Source organism: Mesorhizobium sp. WSM3626 (assembly GCF_000513935.1).
In the GTDB taxonomy this organism is placed as follows: domain Bacteria; phylum Pseudomonadota; class Alphaproteobacteria; order Rhizobiales; family Rhizobiaceae; genus Mesorhizobium; species Mesorhizobium salmacidum.
The window spans coordinates 34,957-55,835 of sequence record NZ_AZUY01000041.1; the positions used below are offsets into that span (position 1 = coordinate 34,957).

Annotated in this window: 22 protein-coding genes; 16 read left to right on the forward strand and 6 right to left on the reverse strand. The window is 62.0% G+C overall.

Annotated elements, in window-relative coordinates; all coding sequences use genetic code 11:
* Positions 1–157 precede the first annotated feature (157 nt).
* Positions 158–1,582, forward strand: a complete 1,425-nt coding sequence (locus tag M653_RS0123870) for a DEAD/DEAH box helicase (protein ID WP_027145595.1) — start codon at positions 158–160, stop codon at positions 1,580–1,582.
* Positions 1,583–1,687: 105 nt separating this feature from the next.
* Here M653_RS0123870 and M653_RS0123875 read toward each other — a convergent pair whose 3' ends face one another.
* Together M653_RS0123875 and M653_RS0123880 are read right to left on the reverse strand one after the other, a co-directional pair.
* Positions 1,688–2,662, reverse strand: coding sequence for an alpha/beta fold hydrolase (locus tag M653_RS0123875; protein WP_027145596.1), 975 nt, complete (start codon positions 2,660–2,662; stop codon positions 1,688–1,690).
* A 92-nt stretch (positions 2,663–2,754) separates the two neighbouring features.
* Positions 2,755–3,576 (reverse strand): SDR family oxidoreductase, encoded by an 822-nt coding sequence (locus M653_RS0123880; RefSeq protein ID WP_027145597.1) that lies wholly within the window; start codon positions 3,574–3,576, stop codon positions 2,755–2,757.
* Positions 3,577–3,784: 208 nt separating this feature from the next.
* Here M653_RS0123880 and M653_RS0123885 point away from each other — a divergent pair, with 208 nt between their 5' ends.
* The 5 genes from M653_RS0123885 (at position 3,785) to M653_RS0123905 (ending at position 7,719) form a co-directional block, all read left to right on the forward strand.
* Positions 3,785–4,819: a cysteine synthase A gene (locus M653_RS0123885; RefSeq protein WP_027145598.1), complete on the forward strand. Its 1,035-nt coding sequence runs from the start codon at positions 3,785–3,787 to the stop codon at positions 4,817–4,819.
* Positions 4,819–5,562: an alanyl-tRNA editing protein gene (locus tag M653_RS0123890; protein WP_027145599.1), complete on the forward strand. Its 744-nt coding sequence runs from the start codon at positions 4,819–4,821 to the stop codon at positions 5,560–5,562. Before M653_RS0123885 ends, M653_RS0123890 begins: the two co-directional genes overlap by 1 nt.
* A gap of 39 nt (positions 5,563–5,601) precedes the next feature.
* Positions 5,602–6,468, forward strand: a complete 867-nt coding sequence (gene sseA, locus M653_RS0123895; RefSeq protein WP_027145600.1) for a 3-mercaptopyruvate sulfurtransferase — start codon at positions 5,602–5,604, stop codon at positions 6,466–6,468.
* A 4-nt stretch (positions 6,469–6,472) separates the two neighbouring features.
* On the forward strand, positions 6,473–7,036 hold the full coding sequence (locus M653_RS0123900; protein ID WP_027145601.1) for a GNAT family N-acetyltransferase: 564 nt from the start codon (positions 6,473–6,475) through the stop codon (positions 7,034–7,036).
* 215 nt (positions 7,037–7,251) lie between these two features.
* A complete protein-coding gene (locus M653_RS0123905; protein ID WP_027145602.1) occupies positions 7,252–7,719 on the forward strand; it encodes a DUF1203 domain-containing protein in 468 nt (155 codons plus the stop codon).
* A gap of 220 nt (positions 7,720–7,939) precedes the next feature.
* On the opposite strand, the gene ald is transcribed toward M653_RS0123905, so the two are convergent.
* Positions 7,940–9,055 carry an alanine dehydrogenase gene (ald, locus tag M653_RS0123910; RefSeq protein WP_027145603.1) on the reverse strand — a complete coding sequence of 372 codons (1,116 nt, stop codon included), beginning with the start codon at positions 9,053–9,055 and terminating at the stop codon, positions 7,940–7,942.
* A gap of 157 nt (positions 9,056–9,212) precedes the next feature.
* On the opposite strand from ald, the gene M653_RS0123915 reads away from it, so the two are divergent.
* A complete protein-coding gene (locus M653_RS0123915) occupies positions 9,213–9,686 on the forward strand; it encodes an Lrp/AsnC family transcriptional regulator (protein ID WP_015317948.1) in 474 nt (157 codons plus the stop codon).
* Between the two features lie 68 nt (positions 9,687–9,754).
* On the opposite strand, the gene M653_RS0123920 is transcribed toward M653_RS0123915, so the two are convergent.
* On the reverse strand, positions 9,755–10,414 hold the full coding sequence (locus tag M653_RS0123920; RefSeq protein WP_027145604.1) for a 5-formyltetrahydrofolate cyclo-ligase: 660 nt from the start codon (positions 10,412–10,414) through the stop codon (positions 9,755–9,757).
* 163 nt (positions 10,415–10,577) lie between these two features.
* Between M653_RS0123920 and M653_RS0123925 the strand changes: the two genes are divergently transcribed.
* Complete coding sequence (locus M653_RS0123925) at positions 10,578–11,843, forward strand: NAD(P)/FAD-dependent oxidoreductase (RefSeq protein WP_027145605.1); 1,266 nt, start codon at positions 10,578–10,580, stop codon at positions 11,841–11,843.
* 151 nt (positions 11,844–11,994) lie between these two features.
* Positions 11,995–13,974: a bifunctional 2',3'-cyclic-nucleotide 2'-phosphodiesterase/3'-nucleotidase gene (locus M653_RS0123930; RefSeq protein WP_027145606.1), complete on the forward strand. Its 1,980-nt coding sequence runs from the start codon at positions 11,995–11,997 to the stop codon at positions 13,972–13,974.
* A 150-nt stretch (positions 13,975–14,124) separates the two neighbouring features.
* On the opposite strand, the gene M653_RS0123935 is transcribed toward M653_RS0123930, so the two are convergent.
* Positions 14,125–15,381 carry a cyclopropane-fatty-acyl-phospholipid synthase family protein gene (locus M653_RS0123935; RefSeq protein ID WP_027145607.1) on the reverse strand — a complete coding sequence of 419 codons (1,257 nt, stop codon included), beginning with the start codon at positions 15,379–15,381 and terminating at the stop codon, positions 14,125–14,127.
* 332 nt (positions 15,382–15,713) lie between these two features.
* On the opposite strand from M653_RS0123935, the gene M653_RS1000000138125 reads away from it, so the two are divergent.
* From M653_RS1000000138125 to M653_RS0123965, 6 genes are all read left to right on the forward strand, one after another.
* Complete coding sequence (locus tag M653_RS1000000138125) at positions 15,714–15,848, forward strand: hypothetical protein (RefSeq protein ID WP_280940117.1); 135 nt, start codon at positions 15,714–15,716, stop codon at positions 15,846–15,848.
* 135 nt (positions 15,849–15,983) lie between these two features.
* Complete coding sequence (locus tag M653_RS0123945; RefSeq protein WP_027145608.1) at positions 15,984–16,274, forward strand: Dabb family protein; 291 nt, start codon at positions 15,984–15,986, stop codon at positions 16,272–16,274.
* 178 nt (positions 16,275–16,452) lie between these two features.
* Positions 16,453–17,337: a VOC family protein gene (locus M653_RS0123950; protein ID WP_027145609.1), complete on the forward strand. Its 885-nt coding sequence runs from the start codon at positions 16,453–16,455 to the stop codon at positions 17,335–17,337.
* Complete coding sequence (gene kdsA, locus M653_RS0123955) at positions 17,334–18,176, forward strand: 3-deoxy-8-phosphooctulonate synthase (protein WP_027145610.1); 843 nt, start codon at positions 17,334–17,336, stop codon at positions 18,174–18,176. The genes M653_RS0123950 and kdsA overlap by 4 nt, the downstream gene beginning before the upstream one ends.
* A gap of 78 nt (positions 18,177–18,254) precedes the next feature.
* Entirely contained in the window at positions 18,255–18,458 is a 204-nt protein-coding gene (locus M653_RS0123960; protein WP_027145611.1) for a dodecin family protein, read from the forward strand.
* An 83-nt stretch (positions 18,459–18,541) separates the two neighbouring features.
* Positions 18,542–18,907 (forward strand): PRC-barrel domain-containing protein, encoded by a 366-nt coding sequence (locus M653_RS0123965; RefSeq protein WP_027145612.1) that lies wholly within the window; start codon positions 18,542–18,544, stop codon positions 18,905–18,907.
* 57 nt (positions 18,908–18,964) lie between these two features.
* Here the strand turns inward: M653_RS0123965 and M653_RS1000000138130 are convergent, their stop codons facing one another.
* Positions 18,965–19,090: a hypothetical protein gene (locus tag M653_RS1000000138130; RefSeq protein ID WP_084636826.1), complete on the reverse strand. Its 126-nt coding sequence runs from the start codon at positions 19,088–19,090 to the stop codon at positions 18,965–18,967.
* Positions 19,091–19,291: 201 nt separating this feature from the next.
* Between M653_RS1000000138130 and eno the strand changes: the two genes are divergently transcribed.
* Positions 19,292–20,566: a phosphopyruvate hydratase gene (gene eno / locus M653_RS0123970; RefSeq protein ID WP_027145613.1), complete on the forward strand. Its 1,275-nt coding sequence runs from the start codon at positions 19,292–19,294 to the stop codon at positions 20,564–20,566.
* Positions 20,567–20,879 lie beyond the last annotated feature (313 nt).

Consider the following 20,879-nt stretch of genomic DNA (forward strand, 5'->3'; position numbering starts at 1 on the left):
AAAAAGCCCCGTGGCATGATGCCTGCGGGCACGACAGCGCAGCCGAGTGGACGCACGTGTCCGCCCGCCTTGTCGTTTCATATCAAATTTTCGACGGCAGGTTGCGCCCTGCCGCGATTGACGTTTGCGGCCAGAGGCCGCGTGAAAGAAGATTATTTTGACCAACGAAAACACTTTGCCCGGCAACGACACCGCGGAACTTTCCGGTTTCGCGGCGCTGGGAATTACGGGTGCGCTGCTCAAGGCCACCCACAATGCCGGCTTCGCCGAACCGAAGCCGATCCAGATGCAGGCCATCCCGCCGCAGCTGGAAGGCCGTGACATTTTCGGCATCGCGCAGACCGGCTCCGGCAAAACCGCGGCCTTCGCGCTGCCGATCCTATCGAAGATCATCGCGCTCGGCACCAAGCGGCGCGCCAAGACGACCCGCGCGCTGATCCTGGCGCCGACCCGCGAACTCGCGGTGCAGATCGAGGATACCATCAAGATCCTCGCCAAGGGCGCGCATGTCTCGACGGCACTCGTGCTGGGCGGCGTCTCGCGCTTCAGCCAGGTGAAGAAGGTTGCTCCCGGCGTCGATATCCTCATCGCCACGCCCGGTCGCTTGACCGACCTCGTGCGCGAGGGCGACCTCATCCTCTCCGACACCAAATGGCTGGTGCTGGACGAGGGCGACCGCATGCTCGACATGGGCTTCATCAACGACGTCAAGCGCATCGCCAAGGCGACCGCGCCCGATCGCCAGACGGCGCTCTTCTCGGCCACCATGCCGGACGAGATCGCTGAGCTCGCCAAGGGCCTCCTGAAGAACCCTGTCCGTGTCGAAGTCTCGCCGCAAAGCACCGCGGCCGCCGAAATCGTCCAGGGGGTCGTCTTCGCCCGCACCAAGCAGAAGCGCCAGGTGTTGTCGACGATGCTCGCCGATGAGGCGATGAAGTCCGTCATCATCTTTTCGCGTACCAAGCATGGTGCGGACCGGGTGACCAAGGACCTCGAGCGCGACGGCTTCAAGGCCGCCGTCATCCACGGCAACAAGTCGCAGAATGCGCGTCAGAAGGCGCTGAATGATTTCCGCGACGGTTCGGTGCGCATCCTGGTTGCGACCGACATCGCCGCGCGCGGCATCGACGTGCCCGGCATCAGCCATGTCGTGAATTTCGACCTGCCGGACGAGGCTGAAAGCTACGTCCACCGCATCGGCCGCACCGGTCGCAACGGGATGGATGGCATCGCGATCACGCTTTGCGATCCTTCGGAGAACAGCAAGCTGCGCCAGGTCGAGCGGATCATCCGCACCAAGCTGCCTGTTGTTGCCGACCATCTCGGCAGCCCCGATCCGGCACGCAATCCGGCGGAAAAGAACGAGCGCTTCGAACCCGCCAATGATCGCAGCGACCGCAATGGGCGTCGCGACGGCCGGCGACCGGGCGGCGAGAAGAAGCAGAACAACGGCTTCGGCAAGAAGCGCTTCGGCGACAAGCCGGCCTTTGCCGGAGAACGCAAGCCCGAAGGCGCCAAGCCCTTCAAGGGCAACAACAAGCGCCGCTTCGGCGGCAAGCGTCCGGCGGCGCGAGCTGCTTAATACGCCTTGTGCAGTTGGCCAACCCTTGGTGGTTGGCTGGTGACTGACCAACAAAGAAAAGGGCTGATGAAGCAATGCTTCATCAGCCCTTTTCGTCTCCGAACCTTACTTCGCCACCGCCTCGACCCAGACAGCAATCCGCTGCGCCAGGAAAGCCGTGGTGGATGGCGACAGCGCGTCGCCGGCGATGACATGATTGTCGGGATCACCACTGCTTTCGATGGGGACCAGCTCATGCGGGCCACCCCAGCGCGCGGCGATTTCGCGGGTACGGTCGGCCCGCACCACTCTGTCCAAATCCGAGAAGATGAACAAAGCCGGGATGGTCGCCTTCTCCACGGGCGCGCCATAGGCTAGCTCCGTCAGGGCCTGCATCGGCATTGTCGCTGCGATCGGATATCTGGTGGTCCAGAATTTCTCATGCAGCGCGTTGCGCGGCGCGAAGCTGCGTTCCCTGCCGGCGACGAGTTCGGCGATCTGCTTTCCCCATGGCATGGTCAGGACCTCGGCGCCGGATGCCTTCACGCCGAAATTGGGCGAGATGAATGCAATGGCCGCCACGCCCTCGGATGCACCGGCCTGCGTCGCCGCCCAGGCCGCCAGCGAGCCGCCGGTCGACGTTGAGATGACGATCACCTTGTCGCCGATCGCCCGGCCGACGGCGAGCGCCTCCTCATAGTCGTTGATCCAGGCATTGACACTGCCTTGCGTCATCGCCGCGCCGTCCTGCCCGTGACCGGTGAGGCGGGTGTAGAACAGGTTGGCGTCGAGCTGGTCGGCAACGTCGTCGGGCAAGGGCCGGACCTCGCCCTTCGATGCGGAAAAGCCATGGATGTAGACGATCGACAGCGGCGTCTTGGCGTGCACCATCGGGTTCGCCCAGACGATCTCCTTCTCCAGCCCGTCGCGAATACCGGGCATGGCGGCTTCAACCTTTGCCACATAGGCCTGTGGGTCGTCACCGATGACGGAAGGATCGAAACGGATCGTGGTGTCGACCGGTACGCGTGGACCCAATACAAAGGCCAGTGCGAGGACGGCGATCAGGCCCAGCACAGCAAACACGATCCGTCGCCCCATCGCAGACTCCACGCAACAACATTCAAGCTATGGTGGTGGCCATGCACAGGCAACGGCCGTTCAGGCAGCCAAGCCACCAATCCTGTGGGCATCTATTTGTTGGGCGGTTTGCGCTCATACTGCAGCGGCCGTGCCTTCCAGCTGGTCGTCAGGTTGATCACCCATCTGCATAAAGGCCTTGGCAGCATGCCAAGAATTTTCAGCGGCCAGCTCGTTCTGTACGGGAAGGTGACTTCGAAGCCGCCGGACTTGATTCCCTTCACCATGCGGCGCGTCGCACGGCCAACCGGCATCAGGCCCGGCATCGGCAGCATGTTCTTTTCGGTCAGTGGCGTGTCGACGAAACCGGGGTTTACCACCTGGACGCGGATGTTCATCTTGTCGAAATCATATTTCAGCGACTCGGCCAGGATGTTGATCGCCGCCTTGGTGCCACCATAGGCTGCCGTGGTCGGCCAGCCGAAATAGGCGGTCACCGAGCCGACCAGAACGACATGGCCACGCGCGCGCACCCGCATATGCTCGACCACAGGCACCAGCCCATTGATGATGCCGAAATAGTTGACCTCGAAGGAGCGGCGGAAGTCGTTGACGACGAGCGACTCTCCAGGTGTCGCGATGTAGTGTCCGGCATTGAAGATGGCGAGCACGATCGGCCCGAGGTCCTTCTCGATCGCCGCCACCGTCTTTGCCATGCGCGGCTCGTCGGTGACGTCGCAGGGAAAGGACACGACCTTGCCCGGCATCTGTGCGGTCTCGACGATGAGCGTGTCGATCGGATCGTCGTCCAGCGCTGTCACCGCCACCGCATACCCTTGTGACGCCAGATCCCTGGCCAGCGAGCGGCCGATGCCGCTGCTGCCGCCCGTGACCCATGCGACGCCGTGTTTCGGATCGGCCCGATAGAGTGTCATGCTTGCGCCCCCGCCGAGTTATTGGTGTCTTGCTCTAGCGGTGGAGAAATCGAATGAAAAGGGTGCTTCTCGACGCCAGGTGCAAATGGTCCCCAGCGACATCCATGCACCGCAGCGCCGGAAATGCGACTGGACCAGACGAATTCTTGCCTTGAAACCGAAGCGTTGGGTTTCTAGGGTTTCGACGCACGTACACAAGGAATCCTGAATGCCCCGTTCTGTGATCGACGCGATCGGCAACACGCCTCTGATCCGCCTCAATAAAGCTTCCGAAGAGACCGGCTGCGAGATCCTGGGCAAGGCCGAGTTCATGAATCCGGGCCAGTCGGTCAAGGATCGCGCCGGGCTGTTCATCATCCGCGATGCCGAACAACGTGGCCTGTTGAAGCCGGGCGGTGTCATCGTCGAGGGGACGGCCGGCAACACCGGCATCGGGTTGACGCTCGTCGCCAAGGCGCTCGGCTATCGCACGGTCATCGTCATCCCGGATACGCAGAGCCAGGAAAAGAAGGACACGATCAGGCTGCTCGGCGCCGAGCTGATCGAAGTGCCCGCCGTGCCTTACAAGAACCCCAACAATTACGTGAAGCTGTCGGGGCGGCTGGCCGAGCAGATGGCGAGAACCGAGCCGAACGGCGCCATCTGGGCCAATCAGTTCGACAATGTCGCCAACCGCGATGGTCATATCCGTACCACGGCCGAGGAAATCTGGGCCCAGACCGGCGGCAAGGTCGATGGTTTCGTCTCGGCGGTGGGTTCGGGCGGAACGCTGGCCGGTGTCGGGCTCGGTTTGAGGGCCAAGAGCAAGAACGTCAAGATTGCGCTCGCCGATCCTCTCGGCGCCGCCCTCTACAGTTTCTACACCAGCGGCGAATTAAAGTCCGAGGGCAGTTCGATCACCGAAGGCATCGGGCAGGGGCGCATCACCGCCAATCTCGAAGGCTTCACGCCTGACTTCTCCTACCAGATCAAGGATGAGGACGCGCTGCCGATCGTCTTCGACCTGATCCAGGAGGAAGGCCTGTGCGTCGGCGGTTCGACCGGCATCAACGTTGCCGGCGCGATGCGGCTGGCCAGGGAATTGGGCCCGGGCCACACCATCGTGACGATCCTCTGCGACTACGGCACGCGCTATCAGTCGAAGCTGTTCAACCCGGAATTCCTGCGCGACAAGAAGCTGCCTGTGCCGGGCTGGATGGAACTGCAGAGCAATATCTCGGTGCCGTTCGAAAAGGTCGCGTGATGGCGCACAAGACAGAAGCGCTGTTTCGCGACGATGCCTATCTCAGGACGGCTGACGCCACGGTCGTCGCCATCAATGAGCGCGGCGGCATCATCCTCGACCGGACGATCTTTTATGCCACTTCTGGCGGCCAGCCGGGCGATAGCGGCACGTTGGAGTGTGCCGACGGCAGCCGCATCGAGATCGCCGCCACGATTACAGGCGAAACCAAGGACGAGATCATCCACGTGCCGGCGCCGGAGCAGGCAGCACCGGCCGTTGGCGAGCGGGTGAAGCTGGCAATCTTGTGGGAGCGTCGGCATCTGTTGATGCGCATGCACGCTGCCTGCCACCTGCTCACCGTCGTCTGTCCATTCCCGATCACCGGTGCGGCGGTTTCCGAGGACGACAGCCGTGTCGATTTCGACATTCCGGACGCCAGCTTCACCAAGGAAGATGTGACTGCCGGCATGATGGACCTGGTGAGGGCAGATCATCCCATCTTCACCAGGCTGATCAGCGACGAGGAATTGGCCGCCAATCCCGGCCTGGTGAAATCCAAGAATGTCCGACCGCCCGTTGGCACGGGCAATATCCGCCTCGTCTGCATCGGCGAAAGCGCCTCGGTCGACAGCCAGCCCTGCGGAGGCACCCATGTGAAGAGCACCGGCGAAATCGGCGAGATCCACATCGGCAAGATCGAGAAGAAGGGCCGGGAGAACAGGCGCTTCCGCATCCGCTTCGGCCCCATGCCGGCGAACTGAACAGACAGACACCGTCGAAAGGCGGTAGGAGAAAAAAAGATGGCCGAAGACAGTCCTTTCACCGTCGACGCGGACTGGCTGCAGGAGCGCTTGGGCCAGCCGGGCCTGACGATTATAGATGCCTCCTGGTATCTGCCGGCGCAAAAACGCGACGCGCGCGCCGAGTATGATGCAGCCCATATTCCAAGCGCCCGTTTCCTGGACCAGGATGCCGTCTCGGATCCCGACGCCGCCTTGCCGCATACGCTCGCATCGCCGCAGCATTTCGCCCAGTATGTCGGCTCGATGGGCGTTTCGGCCGATGACACCATCGTCGTTTATGATGGCCCGGGTTTCTTCTCGGCGCCCCGGGCATGGTGGATGTTCCGCATCATGGGCGTCTTCCAGACCTATATTCTGGACGGCGGCTTCGACGGCTGGAAGGCATCCGGCCGGCCGGTAACGGCCGAGCCGACCAAGATCGCGCCAAGCGTCTTTCATGCTGATTTCGATGCCGGTCGCGTCGTCGGTCTGGCCGACGTGCGCCGGATCGTCGATACGAAAGCAAGCCAGATTGCCGACGCCCGGGGACCGGGCCGCTTTACCGGTGTCGAGCCCGAGCCCCGCGCTGGCATCCGCTCCGGCCATATGCCGGGCGCGCGCAACATCCCTTATTCGGCGCTTTCCGAAAACGGCAGGCTGCTGCCGAAAGACCGTTTGCGCAAGGTGATAGAGGACGCCGGTATCGACCTGTCCAAACCAGTGGTCACATCCTGCGGCTCCGGCGTCACCGCCGCGGTGGTCACGCTGGCGCTGGAGACGCTTGGCCACACCGACAACAGGCTTTATGACGGCTCATGGACCGAATGGGGCGGGCTGTCCGATACACCGGTCGTGACCGGCCCAGCGACGACCGGCAAGGAATGAATTGATGGAAAACGGCGTGCTGCAGGATATTGAAGTCACGGTGACTTTTCTGGAGATGCATGCCCCACAGGCCGCCTCGCCACCGGTGCCCTACAACCGCCAGGTCGCACTGCTGAAGACCAGGGATATTCCCTTGCATTTCTACCGCTACCTGATGGACCGGGTGGGGCGCAAATGGCACTGGGTGAATGTTCTAAGGCTGAATGACGACGAGCTGTCGGCCGGAATCCACCGCGAGGATCGCGACATCAGGGTGCTCTATCTCGACGGTTCGCCGGCAGGCTTCTTCGACCTCAAGCCGCATCTGCCCGAGGAAGTCGAACTCGCCTATTTCGGCATGATGGAACACGCCACCGGGCAAGGCATCGGCCGCTGGTTCCTTGGCTCGGCGATTGCGGCGGCATGGTCGTATGGGCCGAAACGGGTGACGGTGCAGACCTGCACGCTCGACCACCCCGCAGCCCTGCCGCTCTACCAGAAGCTCGGTTTCAAGCCGGTCGCTCAGAAGAAAGAGGTCGTGCATCCCCTGCCTTTCGCCGAGCGCTCGGCCAGCGTCATGCGGCCGTAACTCCAGCCGGAATCTGAACCGCCGCTTCGACGATTTCATCAAGTGATTTGCCGCACTGATTAGCCGGCTTTTGTCTGAAGATGCCGGTGATCCTATCGAAGGTCTACGGGGGCCGATTCTCACATCGGATCGGTTCCCGGATGCTTGGCGGGAATCGGGTGGGAAGCCCTGTCGTGAGCGGGTAGTTTCCGGTCGATAGCACCGGAGATCTTGCCATGACCATCCAGTTCACAGCTCTGCCGACCGAAGATGTAAGGGCCCTGCAGCGCGGCGGCCCCGATGCCTATGGCCAGACGCCCGAGCGGAAAATCTCCGACGGTGATGGCATGCCTTGCCGGCATTGCCTTAGGAATATCGCCGCCGGGGATGTCTACCTAATCCTCGCCTACCGGCCATTTCCGAACCCTCAGCCCTACGCTGAAACAGGGCCGATCTTCCTGCATGCCCAGGAGTGCGAGCGTGCCGCCGGGGCAGGGCTGCCGCCGGAGATTCTCGATAGCCCGGACTATATCGTGCGCGGCTATGGCAGCGATGATCGTATCGTCTACGGTAGCGGTGGCGTCATCCCGACCCAAGCAATTGCCGCACGAGCCGAGACCTTGTTCGAGCGTGAAGACATTGCCTATGTGCATGTCCGCTCGGCGCGGAACAATTGCTACCAGTGCCGTATCGAGCGCGCATGAGATGCAACGATTGCCGAAAGAAAGCTTCTGTCGCACTGCTGTCGCATGGACGCGCTAGAAAGCCGTTGTCGATCGATTGGCCGACCGCGGATGAACCGGCGGCAATCTCGATATCGAGGAAGCGGGGCTTTGGCTCCGCTTTTTTGTTCTCTGCACCCATCGCTCAAGAAAAAACCCGCCGGTTTGAGCCGGCGGGGACTGAAGGAAGCTTTCGGGTGTATTAAGCTGCCAGTACTGCCTTCGGCTCGACCAGTTCATAGCCGAGCGCTTCGGCGACCGCGCGGTTGGTGATCTTGCCCTTGTGGACGTTGAGGCCGTTGCGCAGGTGATGGTCGTCGACCAGGGCCTTCAGGCCCTTGTCGGCGAGCTGCAGGCCATAGTGCAGCGTTGCGTTATTCAGCGCATGGGCCGAAGTGACCGGCACCGCACCAGGCATGTTGGCGACGCAGTAGTGGATGACACCGTCGACCTCGTAGGTGGGTTCGGCATGGGTGGTCGCGTGCGAGGTCTCGAAGCAGCCGCCTTGGTCGATGGCGACATCGACCAGTACCGAGCCCTTTTTCATGCCGGACAGCATTTCGCGGGTGACGAGCTTCGGCGCGGCAGCGCCCGGGATGAGCACGGCGCCGACGACGATGTCGGCCGAGAAGCATTCTTCCTCGAGCGCCTCGACGGTCGAGTAACGGGTGTGGACCCGGCCGTCGAAGAGGTCGTCGAGCTGGCGCAGACGCGGGATCGAGCGGTCGATGATGGTGACATCTGCGCCAAGGCCGGCGGCCATGCGGGCCGCGTGGAGGCCAACAACGCCGCCGCCGAGCACGGTGACCTTGCCGGGCAGCACGCCGGGCACGCCGCCGAGCAGCACGCCGCGGCCGCCATTGGCCTTCTGCAGCGCCGTGGCGCCGGCCTGGATCGACAGGCGGCCAGCGACTTCCGACATCGGCGCCAGAAGCGGCAGCCCGCCACGATCGTCGGTCACGGTTTCATAGGCAATCGCAGTGACGCCCGAAGCGAGCAGGCCCTTGGTCTGTTCCGGATCCGGGGCCAGGTGGAGATAGGTGTAGAGGATCTGGCCTTCGCGCAGCTGTACCCACTCGTTGGGCTGCGGCTCCTTGACCTTGACGACCATGTCCGACTTGGCGAACACGTCGGCGGCCGTCTTGGCGATGGTGGCGCCGGCGGCGCGATAGGCATTGTCATCGGCGCCGATGCCGGCGCCCGCGCCGGCCTCGACCAGAACTTCATGGCCATGGGCGACATATTCGCGGACCGAGCCCGGCGTGAGGCCGACACGGTATTCGTGGTTCTTGATTTCCTTGGGGCAGCCGACGCGCATTTTCTTCTCCTGATCCGGGCCCTTTTGGGCTCACTCCCTGTGTGGACGCAGTGAACCATGAATCGGCGCGCAGGTGTTTGCGAATGCGCTTGCAGGAGCGCGCGTCCTTCGATAATCGTTGCGAAAAATGTACTGATGTTCGCAGGAATCACGAAGAATGCCGCTCGACAGGATTGATATCGCCATTCTGGAGACATTGCAGAAGGATGGCCGGATGCCGAACGCGGCCCTTGCGGAAAAGGTCGGCCTGTCGCAGTCGGCCTGTTCGCGCCGGCTCGACAATCTGGAAAAATCCGGAACCATTCGCGGTTATCACGCCCGGCTTTCCAATGCAGCCCTTGGCCACCAGATGACGGCGATCGTCCACATATCCCTCTCCGGCCAGTTCGAGAAGACGCTGTCGGACTTCGAAGCGGCGATCAAACGCTGTCCGAACGTACTGTCGTGCCACCTGATGTCGGGCGAGTACGACTATATCCTGAGGATCGCGGCGAAGGATCTCGTCGACTACGAGCGCATCCACAAGGAATGGTTGTCGGCGATGCCGCATGTAACAAAGATCAATTCGTCCTTCGCCTTGCGTGAAATCGTCGACCGAACGGCCATGGGATTGAAGCCGGAAATGGCTTAGAGCCCGACCGAAACCTCGTTCCTATGGCCATCTGAAGGCGTTTTTCTGCCTTCGAAACGGGCTCTAACTTATGCCGTGGCAGCCTCCGTCACGATCCGGTCCATGGGGATGTCGTGCCACTGCGGATAGATGGTGGCGATGCGCTGCAATTCGTAGCCGACGCCGATGACCAGTGGCTTGAACGACATGGCGGCCAGCGTGCGGTCGAAGAAGCCGCCGCCATAGCCCAGCCGATAGCTTGCCGGATCAATGCCGACAATGGGCGAGATAACGATGTCCGGCAGCACCGGATCGCCTTCGGCCGGGATCGGGATGTTCCACACACCTTTCTCCAGCCGGTCGCCCGGTTTGTAGGCGCGAAAGATCAACGGCTGACCCTTTTCGACGACGATGGGCAACGCGGTGCGGCCGCCGTGCGCGTTGATCGACGCCATCCATGGCCGCAAATCCGGCTCGCCGCGAAACGGCCAGTAGAGGCTGACCATCCGGCCTCCTATGCCACCGATCACGGCGTCGAGGCCTTCCGCGATGCGTTGCGACATTGCCGTTCGCGCATCGGCGGAAACGGCAAGGCGCGCCGCGATCAGACGCTCACGCTCGGCCTTGCGCCAGCGCCTGACGTCGGTCCAGTCGCTGAGCGGTGCTTGGAACGCGGGATCGAGCTCATGCAGGAAGCAGGGCGGCGAGGCATACTGTGCCGGACCCTGTTCGTCATGATCTTTAGCCATGCCTCACCTCATCTCGCGTTCGATGACGCTATACCTCACGATACGATACAACTTGCGCATTCACGACATGGCACGACGAGTCTCGCGCACTGTCCTGCCATTGTTGCATTGCACAAAATACCTACATCTAGGCAGGCAATCTTGCCCATCAAGGGTGAATGAAATGAGCGGTGCCAGACACCATGTCGTCGTCGTCGGCGCCGGGTTCGGTGGCCTTGAATTCACCCGCGCGCTGGCCGGTGCGCCAGTGCGCATCACCATGATCGACAAGCGCAACCATCATCTGTTCCAGCCGCTGCTCTATCAGGTGGCAACCACGGCGCTGGCGACCTCGGAGGTTGCCTGGCCGATCCGCCATCTCCTGCGCAAGCGCAAGGATGTGACCACGCTGCTGGCCAATGCCACGGGAGTCGACCGGGCCGGCAAACGTGTTTTGCTCGACGATGGCAGCACCGTCGCCTACGACACGCTGGTGCTCGCCACCGGCGCGCGCCACGCCTATTTCGGCCATGACGAATGGGAGCCTTTCGCACCGGGCCTGAAGACATTGGAGGACGCCACCACCATTCGGCGCCGCATTCTTCTGGCCTTCGAGCAGGCGGAGCGGGAACCCGACCCCGCCAGGCGCCAGGCGCTGCTGACCATTGCCATCGTCGGCGGCGGGCCGACCGGCGTCGAACTTGCCGGAACCATTGCCGAACTGGCGCATGACACGCTGCGCGGCGAATTCCGCAACATCGATACGCGCCAGACGCGCGTGGTGCTGATCGAGGCCGGCGACCGCATTCTGGCCAATTTCGCGCCGACGCTCTCCGACTATGCCGGGAAGGCGCTGGAACGGCTTGGTGTTGTGGTCGAGCTTGGCCGGGCCGTCACGCGCTGCGATGCCGAAGGCGTGGTTTTTGGCGACACGGTTCTGCCGGCCCGCACGATCCTGTGGGCAGCCGGCGTTGCCGCTTCGCCCGCCGCCGAATGGCTGGGAGCGAAGGCGGACCGAGCCGGCAGGGTATTGGTCGCGCCTGATCTCAGTGTGCCCGGCAGCCCGGAAATTTTTGTCATCGGCGACGCAGCACTTGTGCTGCGGCCCGACGGACGGCCGGTGCCCGGCGTGGCACCTTCCGCCAAGCAGGAGGGACGGCATGTTGCCGCGACCGTCAAGGCCAGGCTTGCCGGCGACACGAGCCCGCGGCCTTTCCATTACAAGCATGCCGGTGATCTGGCGACGATCGGCAAGCGCGCGGCCGCGATCGATTTCGGCAGGATCAAGCTGACCGGCTGGCTCGCCTGGTGGCTCTGGGGCATCGCCCATATCTATTTCCTGATCGGTTTCCGCAACCGGCTTGCGGTTTCGCTGAGCTGGCTATGGATCTACGTCACAGGCCAGCGCAGCGCCCGGCTGATCACCCAGGGCGACGACGACAAGACCTGACTTTCTTCACCGCGCTTTTCATCCGGCCGTCATCTGTAGCTGATGAATTGGCGTGCCGATGCGCGCGACTTCTTGAGTGGACTTGAGCCGGTTTCGGCGCGAAGTTCGCTTCGGGGCAGGGCTTGTCAGGTCGTCGAAGTAAGGAGAAAACATGTCGCAACTGCTCCATCCCGTCTCTCGCCGTGGTCTCCTTGCGGGGGCCGCTGCCACAGGGGCGCTGATCATGCTTCATCCCTTCTTCGCCCGTGCGCAGGCCAACCAGGCGCATCTGAGAATCATGGAAACCACCGATATCCATGTGAACGTGCTGCCCTATGATTACTACGCCGACAAAGCCAATGACACGATGGGCCTGTCGCGCACGGCGTCCCTGATCGACGCCGTGCGCAAGGAAGCCGCCAATTCGATGCTGATCGACAACGGCGACCTTTTGCAGGGCAATCCGATGGGCGACTACATCGCTTATGAGAAGGGCCTGAAGGAGGGCGATCTCCATCCGATCATGAAAGGCATGAACCTGCTCGGCTATGAGTGTTCGACACTTGGCAACCACGAATTCAACTACGGCCTGTCCTTTCTGGACAAGGTACTGGCCGGCGCCAATTTCCCGTTCGTCTGCGCCAATCTCATCCGGGGCACCGAGCTTGCCGCCAACCCGCGCGACGACAAGCTCTACCTCAAGCCCTACATAATCCTGGACAAGAAGATCAAGGACGGGTCAGGCGCGGAACAGCCGATCAGGATCGGCATCATCGGTTTCGTACCGCCGCAGATCATGATCTGGGACCTCAAGAATCTCGAAGGCAACGTCAAGACGCGCGACATCGTCGAGGCGGCGAAAGCCTGGGTGCCGCAGATGAAGGAGGAGGGTGCCGATATCGTCATCGCGCTCTCCCATTCCGGCATCGACGTCAAACAGGGTGATATGATGGAGAACGCCTCGTTCTTCGTCGCCGGCGTCGAAGGCATCGACGCGGTCTTCACCGGCCACCAGCACCTGGTCTTCCCCGGCAAGAAGGATTTCCAGGCGCTAGAGGGCGTTGACGCACAGAAGGGGACGCTGCAAGGCAAACCCGCCGTCATGGGCGGTTTCTGGGGCTCGCATATGGGCCTGATCGACCTGATGCTGGAACGCGACGGGTCGAAGTGGAAAGTGGTCTCGGCGACATCGGAGGCGCGGCCGATCTTCGAGCGTGTCGACAACAAGAACAAGCCGATCGTCCCGGACGACAAGCGCATCATTGCCGCTCTCGAGCAGGACCACGAGGCGACGCTCGCCTATGTGCGCCGCCCTGTTGGCAAGACCTCGGCTCCGCTCTATTCCTATTTCGCGCTGGTGGCCGATGATCCGTCGGTGCAAATCGTCAACCAGGCGCAAAGCTGGTATCTCAAAGATATCCTGAAGAGCACCCAGTGGAAGGACGTGCCGATGTTGTCGGCGGCGGCGCCCTTCAAGGCTGGCGGGCGCAGCGGCGCCGACTACTACACCGACGTGCCGGTGGGCGACATCGCAATCAAGAACGTCGCCGACCTCTATCTCTATCCGAACACGGTTCGCGCGGTTGAGATCACGGGTGCGCAGGTGAAGGAATGGCTGGAGATGTCGGCCGGCATCTTCAAGAAGATCGAGGCAGGGAAGGCTGACCAGCCGCTGATCGACCCTGAATTCCCCTCCTACAATTTCGATGTCATCGATGGCGTCAGCTACAGGATAGACCTGTCGCAGCCGCCGAAATACGATTCGAAGGGCGGCGTCGCCAATGCCGGTTCCAATCGAATTGTCGACCTGAAATTCGACGGCAAGCCGATTGATCCAGCAGCGAAATTCATCGTTGCGACCAACAACTATCGTGCCGGCGGCGGTGGCAACTTTCCCGACATCAATGCCTCGAAGATCATCTACGAGGCGCCTGACACCAACCGCGACGTCATCGTCCGCTACGTCATCAGCCAAGGCACCATCAACCCGACGGCGGATGGCAACTGGTCGTTCGCGCCGTTGCCGGGAGCCAGCGTCGTCTTCGAGACAGGCGTCAAGGCAAAGGACTTCATTGCCGATGTGAAGTCGCTGAGGATCGAGCCTGCCGGCGAGGGCGAAGCTGGTTTTGCCAGATATCGAATTCTTCTCTGATAAGGTCGTCAAAGCCGGATGCGGTCAGTCCTGGCCGCATCCCAAGGCCTCCGTCAGCTCTTTGGAGGGGTGGCGGCGCGGATCGCCCTTGATCACCGGCATGACAAGATCCAGCGCATCCGTGGAAAAGCCCTGTCAGCCTGGCCAGCCTTAGGCCTTGTAGACCACCTGGCGCACGTCGATATAGCTGGTGCGGAAACCGGCCTCGCAATAATGCAGGTAGAATTCCCAGAGCTTCTTGAAACGATCGTCGAAGCCGAGCGGCACGATCTTCTCCCACGACCCCCGGAAACGCTGGCGCCATTCGGCAAGCGTGCGGGCATAGTCCTCGGGGAAAACGCGTTCGCGTAGATGGGCAAGGCCGTGCGTCGCGCCAAGCGACTTCAAGATGGACGGCGTCGGCAGCATGCCGCCCGGGAAGACGTAGCGCTGGATGAAATCCGGCCTGGCGCGGTAGGTGTCGTAGGCGGCTTCGTTGATGGTGATGATCTGCAGCCCCGCGGTGCCGTCGGGCTTCAGGCAAGCCTTCATCTTGGAGAAGAATACCGGCCAGTATTTCTCGCCGACAGCCTCGAACATCTCAATCGAGGCGATGCGATCGTAAGTGCCGGTTTCATCGCGGTAATCTTGCAGCTTGATGTCGACCTTGTCGGCAAGCCCGGCCTTGGCGATGCGCGCCTTGGCGAAATCGTGCTGCTCGCGGCTGATGGTCAATCCGGTAACCCGGCAGCCGATTTCGCGCGCCGCGAATTCGGCAAAGCCGCCCCAGCCGCAGCCGATCTCCAGCACATGATCCTTGCCACTTATGCCCGTATCCCTGGCCAGCTCCCGGTATTTGGCGGCTTGGGCGCTCTCGAGATCGTTGGCGCCATTGGCGTAAAGCGCCGAGGAATAGGTCATGCTCGGGTCGAGCCATTCCTTGTAGAAGGCGTTGCCGAGATCGTAATGCGCCGAGATATTGCGCTTCGACCCCGTGCGGGTGTTCTCGTTGAACCAGTGGCGGATGCGCTGGACCGTGTTGATGAGCCAGCTGGCGCCGCCCGCGACGCGTTCGCCGATCGCCGAGTTGACCACAAACAGTTCGAGGAAGCTGGTGACGTCAGGGCTTTCCCAATCGCCGTCCATATAGGATTCGGCAACGCCGATCGTGCCGCCGGAAAAGGCGCGGCCTGGCAGACGCCAGTTCTTGAGCACGAGTTCGGCGTCGGGACCCGGCGCCTTGCCGCCGACGAGAACGGCGCGGCCGTCCGGCATCCTGACCTTCAGCGATCCGCGCGGCAGGCTCATGGCCGCCGACAGCACCATGCGCGCCTTGGCCGGCAGGCCCTTGACGATCTCGGCGAAATTGAATTCATCAAGCCTGACCGCTTCGCTCGGCACTGTGCCGTGATGTTCCCCGTGTCCCATTCCATGCCCCTGGATCTCCGTGGCGTCGGCGCAATTGCCGAGCTACGGTTCCCTTGGATCATCCGCCGGGTTCGAACGCCCTTGCCTCGACCGGTAGCTTGCGGATCCGGCGACAGGCGGGCTCGAACGAAAGCGCGCCCCTTAGCCAGAGCTTCAGCGCTTCCAGTGAATGCCTGCCACAATCTTCCACGTCATGAGGGGGAACTTCAAGAGGCATGCCGAAAGCTGGACCGTGCCACGCGGCGCCCGGCATCTGACGCCTTGCGTAAGGCCGCTGCAGCCCAATCAAAAACGCCTATGGCAGCAGCAGCGCTAGTGCGATAGCTTTAGCCATGCGTTATGTAATTGTCATTGCCGCCATCGCGTTCTTCCTGATCTGGGACGGCCTCTACAATCAGGGCCGGTATCTCGACTTCACGGTCAGGGAGGTTTCCCATGCGGTGCGCTACGTCACCGGCAAGACCTAGACATCCCCCCTTCAAATTGGCAACTGAGGTCCTGCCCCGATCGAGGCGCGTCGCAAGACGTGTGGCGCCATGACCGGTTGACGCGAAGAGACCGCCGTCACAAAAGACCCCGATATTCAGATCGAGGAGGCGGGATTGATCCGGCATATCGTTTTCTTCAGCGCACGGCGCAAGGAAGATGTGGAAGCTGTTCGCACCGGGCTGCTGGCGCTCGGCGATATTCCTCATTCCAGCCTTTTCGAGGTCACGTTGAACACCAAGGTCGACCCGCTGTCGGATGAAGTTGATGTCGTCGTCTACGCGGAATTCGCCGATGACGCGGCGCTGGCCGCCTACAAGGCGCACCCGCTCTATGCGCAGACCACCAGCAACGTCAAACCAATGCGCGAACTGCGCTATTCCGCTGATGTCGTGGCCGGAAGCTGATCCAGCGCTTGCTCCAGAAGGTGCCGTTCGCGGCGCCCCGTGAAACAACCGGCAGCACGTGAAGGCCGCCGGGAAGGTCGATGGCCTTCCGCCAGGCCCGCAATTCGTCCAGCGCGACGTGCGCCGCCGGCGATCAAGGTCTTGAACCGATCTTCCGAATGATGCACATCGCGCTTCCATGACCTCATCAGGCATTCATCCGCTCGATCATCTGGTTTTGCCGACACAGAGCCTCGATGCCGCGCGCGCCCGGCTCGACGCGCTTGGCTTCGTTGTCGCTCCGACCGGCATCCATCCCTTTGGCACGGAAAACTGCTGCGTTTTCCTTGCCGACGGCACCTATCTGGAGCCGCTTGCGATTGGCAGTGAACAGGCTGCGACAGAGGCGGCTGCCGAGGGCAATGTCTTCGTTGCGCGCGACCGCCTTTATCGCGAAAGCCATGGCAACGAGGGATTTTCCGCGGTGGTTCTTGGCACGGACAATGCCGATGGCGACCATGAACGCTATGTCAAAGCCGGCCTGTCGGCGGGAGACACGCTGAGCTTCTCGCGAACCTTCACCGACGCGGCGGGCAAAAGCGATACGGCCTCGTTCAAGCTGGCCTTTGCTGCGGCTCACGGCCAAACGGACGCATTTCTTTTTACCTGCCAACGCGTCAATGCGCCGAAAGTGGACCGCGCAGCATTGCAGGCTCACCCCAACGGCGTCGACGGAATTGTCGAGGTGATTGCAATCAGCGGCGGCGCCCCCGCCGAGCAGCACCGGCTGATTTCAGTGGCGGTCAACGACCCGTCCGCGGATACGCAAGGCGGCGCTTTTCATCTGCCGAACGCGATCTTGACCGTCCTGGACGCCGCCTCTTTCACGGCGCGCTTTGGAATGTCGGCCGGGGCGCCATCAGAATTGCGCTTCGCCGCCGTGGTTTTTTCGATCCGCGACATTGACGCCGCCGCAAGCCTGCTTGCGGCCAATGCCATCGAACACGATATGTCGGGCAATGACATCATCGTGCGGCCGGCACCCGGGCAGGGCGCGGCTTTCATCTTTCGGGAGATCCAATGAGCAACCCCCTGGCGCCCAATTCGTCGGTAACCGTCGGCAATGTCGTCTTCGACAATGCGGGGCCCCTCGCGCTGATCGCCGGCCCGTGCCAGTTTGAATCGCGCCAGCACGCCTTCGATATGGCCGGTGCGCTGAAGGAACTGACCGGCAGGCTCGGCATCGGCCTCGTCTACAAGACGAGCTATGACAAGGCCAACCGCACGTCTCTTTCGGCAACGCGTGGTGCCGGCATGGACGCCGCGCTTCCCGTCTTCGACGAATTGCGCAAGGAATTCTCGCTTCCCGTGCTGACCGACGTCCACACCGAGGAGCAGTGCGCGATTGTTGCTCCGCATGTCGATGTGCTGCAGATACCGGCTTTCCTGTCGCGCCAGACCGATATGCTGGTCGCCGCCGCAAGGACGGGCAAGGTCATCAATGTCAAGAAGGGGCAATTCCTCGCGCCTTGGGACATGAAGAACGTGGTCGCCAAGATCACCGGTTCCGGCAATGCCAATGTGCTGACCACCGAGCGTGGCGCTTCTTTCGGCTACAACACACTGGTGTCGGATATGCGCGCTCTGCCTGTCATGGCCGAGATCGGCGCCCCGGTGATCTTCGACGCCACCCATTCGGTGCAGCAGCCGGGCGGGCAGGGCGGGTCGTCTGGCGGGGAGCGCCGCTTTGTCGAGACGCTGGCCCGCGCGGCCGTTGCCGTCGGCGTTGCCGGCGTCTTTATCGAGACCCATCAGGACCCCGACAATTCGACCTCTTCCGATGGTCCCAACATGGTGCCGCTGAAAGACATGCCGGCACTGCTGGAAAGGCTGATGGCCTTCGACAGGATCGCAAAGGGCTGAAAAGCCACCGCCTTGTAGCGAACAAGCCCCGGTTATACGCTTTGTCCTGCAAATGAGCGTTTTGGCAGGAGGAAGCCAATGTCTGTCGCCCGCGTCACCGAAATCACCTCGTCGTCCAGTAAGAGCTTTCAGGACGCCATCGAGCAGGGAATTGCGCGCGCCTCGAAGACCCTGAAGAACGTCGAGGGCGCCTGGATCCAGGACCAGAAGATCGTTGTCGAGGACGGCAAGATCACGGCCTATCGCGTCAACATGAAGGTGACTTTCATCCTCGCTGAGTGATCAGGCAGCCACCAAAAAGTCTGGAACTTTCGCCCGCGCCCCTCATTGTCAGGCAGAGATCAACGACAACGAGGAGTACGATAATGACAACCCAGACAGGCCACACCGAAGCCATTGCCGCTTCGCGAGTCATCGGCACTACCGTCTACAACACCCAAGGCGACAGCATCGGCAGCATCGAGGATGTCATGCTCGACAAGACGTCGAATGGCATCATGTTCGCGGTGATCGGTTTCGGTGGCTTTCTCGGCATTAGCGAGAAGTACCACGCCATTCCTTGGGCAAGCCTCGACTATGATGAGGCAAGAGGCGGCTATGTCGTACCCTTCACCAAGGAACAGCTGAAGGCAGCGCCTGCCCATTCGATCAACGAACTGGCCGGCGCGGATGGCGAGAGCGCGCGCGACGAGTCCTATCAGTATTACAAAGTCAGGCCCTATTGGCATTGACGCCACAATCGAAAAAGGGGGTCGTTTCGACGGCCCCCTTTTCGATTCAAGGCAACGCTACTCGCTGATGTGCGAAGCCGCCAAAGGCGCAAAGGCTTTTGGCGGTGACTGCTGATTGTCGCATGACGTCAGGAACGCCGCGGCGATCAGGAACAGACTGACGATACCGCTCAACTCAGACATGGCGAAACTCCTCCTGTTTCGCCCCGCGCGACAACATCCATAACCTGGAATGCGCGTGTGGTGGCATGACTTATGATGACAGAAACTTGCGCTTCGTGAATCGAGCGAACGGCAATATTCGGCCAGGGCCCGATTGCCTTTTGCGTCGCTTTGGCTAAGACGGGCGCGCCCCCTTTCTCCAGATCAATCGAGGACATCGCAATGACCGCCATCATCGATATTGTCGGGCGTGAAATCCTGGACAGCCGTGGAAATCCGACCGTCGAGGTCGATGTCGTTCTCGAAGACGGTTCGATGGGCCGTGCCGCTGTGCCGTCGGGCGCCTCGACCGGCGCCCACGAAGCCGTCGAACTTCGCGACGGCGGCGCCCGCTATCTCGGCAAGGGCGTGCTGAAGGCCGTCGAGGCGGTCAACGGCGAACTGTTCGAGGCGATCGGCGGCATGGAAGCCGAAAGCCAGATCCATATCGATCAGACGATGATCGAGCTTGACGGCACGCCCAACAAGAGCCGGCTCGGCGCTAACGCCATTCTGGGCGTTTCGCTGGCCGTCGCGAAAGCCGCGGCCGATGCCGCCGGCCTGCCGCTCTATCGCTATGTCGGCGGCACCAAGGCGCATGTCCTGCCGGTGCCGATGATGAACATCATCAATGGCGGCGCGCATGCCGACAATCCGATCGACTTCCAGGAATTCATGATCCTGCCGGTCGGCGCGCCGACGCTGCGCGAAGGCGTGCGCTGGGGTTCGGAAATCTTCCACACGCTGCGCAAGAAGCTGAAAGATGCCGGCCACAACACCAATGTCGGTGACGAGGGCGGCTTCGCGCCGAACCTGAAGAGCGCGCCGGTGGCGCTCGACTTCATCATGGAATCGATCGAGAAGGCCGGATTCAAGCCGGGCGAAGAGATCGCGCTCGGCCTCGATTGCGCCGCGACCGAGTTCTTCAAGGACGGCAACTATGTCTATGAGGGCGAGAAGAAGACGCGCGACCCCAAGGCGCAGGCCAAGTACCTCGCCAAGCTCGCCGCCGATTATCCGATCATCTCGATCGAGGACGGCCTCGCCGAGGATGACTGGGAAGGCTGGAAATACCTGACCGACCTGATCGGCAAGAAGACGCAGCTTGTCGGCGACGATCTCTTCGTCACCAACACGGCGCGCCTGCGCGATGGCATCCGCATGGGTGTCGCCAACTCGATACTGGTCAAGGTCAACCAGATCGGCTCGCTGACCGAGACACTCGACGCGGTCGAGACCGCGCACAAGGCAGCCTACACGGCCGTCATGTCGCACCGTTCGGGCGAGACCGAGGATTCGACCATCGCCGATCTTGCCGTCGCCACCAATTGCGGACAGATCAAGACCGGCTCGCTGTCGCGCTCCGACCGCATGGCCAAATACAACCAGTTGATCCGCATCGAGGAAGAACTCGGCAAGCAGGCGCGTTACGCCGGCAAGTCGGTGATCAAGAGCTGATCCGGCCGCACATCGTCGATATGGAGAGGGCGGGACATCCCGCCCTCAGACTGCTGACAAACCCCCGTCGAATTTCGGCGGGGTTTTGTTTTATGGGACTGAATGGATTTGCGATTNTGGTGTCAGGATAATTTGACNGGATGGCGCAGGAGGCACACCGGGTGGTTCTTGGGCCTCAGGCGAAGCCGGTTCTTGGCTTTGGCCACTGGCAAAGGGCGATTTTCTTGATGTTCTGCGCTGCGGCTGCAATCAGGCACTGGCAGGCGACGCGAACGTGACTTCGGAAGCGGGCGTAGCGGTGGCCATGCAGTTG

What these genes read in the sequence shown, in the direction of transcription:
- M653_RS0123875 (WP_027145596.1), bottom strand. Translation starts at nt 2,662, where the DNA reads ATGGGGCGACGGATCGTGTTTGCTGTGCTGGGCCTGATCGCCGTCCTC.
- M653_RS0123880 (WP_027145597.1), bottom strand. Translation starts at nt 3,576, where the DNA reads ATGACACTCTATCGGGCCGATCCGAAACACGGCGTCGCATGGGTCACG.
- M653_RS0123885 (WP_027145598.1), top strand. Translation starts at nt 3,785, where the DNA reads ATGCCCCGTTCTGTGATCGACGCGATCGGCAACACGCCTCTGATCCGC.
- M653_RS0123890 (WP_027145599.1), top strand. Translation starts at nt 4,819, where the DNA reads ATGGCGCACAAGACAGAAGCGCTGTTTCGCGACGATGCCTATCTCAGG.
- sseA (WP_027145600.1), top strand. Translation starts at nt 5,602, where the DNA reads ATGGCCGAAGACAGTCCTTTCACCGTCGACGCGGACTGGCTGCAGGAG.
- M653_RS0123900 (WP_027145601.1), top strand. Translation starts at nt 6,473, where the DNA reads ATGGAAAACGGCGTGCTGCAGGATATTGAAGTCACGGTGACTTTTCTG.
- M653_RS0123905 (WP_027145602.1), top strand. Translation starts at nt 7,252, where the DNA reads ATGACCATCCAGTTCACAGCTCTGCCGACCGAAGATGTAAGGGCCCTG.
- ald (WP_027145603.1), bottom strand. Translation starts at nt 9,055, where the DNA reads ATGCGCGTCGGCTGCCCCAAGGAAATCAAGAACCACGAATACCGTGTC.
- M653_RS0123915 (WP_015317948.1), top strand. Translation starts at nt 9,213, where the DNA reads ATGCCGCTCGACAGGATTGATATCGCCATTCTGGAGACATTGCAGAAG.
- M653_RS0123920 (WP_027145604.1), bottom strand. Translation starts at nt 10,414, where the DNA reads ATGGCTAAAGATCATGACGAACAGGGTCCGGCACAGTATGCCTCGCCG.
- M653_RS0123925 (WP_027145605.1), top strand. Translation starts at nt 10,578, where the DNA reads ATGAGCGGTGCCAGACACCATGTCGTCGTCGTCGGCGCCGGGTTCGGT.
- M653_RS0123930 (WP_027145606.1), top strand. Translation starts at nt 11,995, where the DNA reads ATGTCGCAACTGCTCCATCCCGTCTCTCGCCGTGGTCTCCTTGCGGGG.
- M653_RS0123935 (WP_027145607.1), bottom strand. Translation starts at nt 15,381, where the DNA reads ATGGGACACGGGGAACATCACGGCACAGTGCCGAGCGAAGCGGTCAGG.
- M653_RS1000000138125 (WP_280940117.1), top strand. Translation starts at nt 15,714, where the DNA reads ATGCGTTATGTAATTGTCATTGCCGCCATCGCGTTCTTCCTGATCTGG.
- M653_RS0123950 (WP_027145609.1), top strand. Translation starts at nt 16,453, where the DNA reads ATGACCTCATCAGGCATTCATCCGCTCGATCATCTGGTTTTGCCGACA.
- kdsA (WP_027145610.1), top strand. Translation starts at nt 17,334, where the DNA reads ATGAGCAACCCCCTGGCGCCCAATTCGTCGGTAACCGTCGGCAATGTC.
- M653_RS0123960 (WP_027145611.1), top strand. Translation starts at nt 18,255, where the DNA reads ATGTCTGTCGCCCGCGTCACCGAAATCACCTCGTCGTCCAGTAAGAGC.
- M653_RS0123965 (WP_027145612.1), top strand. Translation starts at nt 18,542, where the DNA reads ATGACAACCCAGACAGGCCACACCGAAGCCATTGCCGCTTCGCGAGTC.
- M653_RS1000000138130 (WP_084636826.1), bottom strand. Translation starts at nt 19,090, where the DNA reads ATGTCTGAGTTGAGCGGTATCGTCAGTCTGTTCCTGATCGCCGCGGCG.
- eno (WP_027145613.1), top strand. Translation starts at nt 19,292, where the DNA reads ATGACCGCCATCATCGATATTGTCGGGCGTGAAATCCTGGACAGCCGT.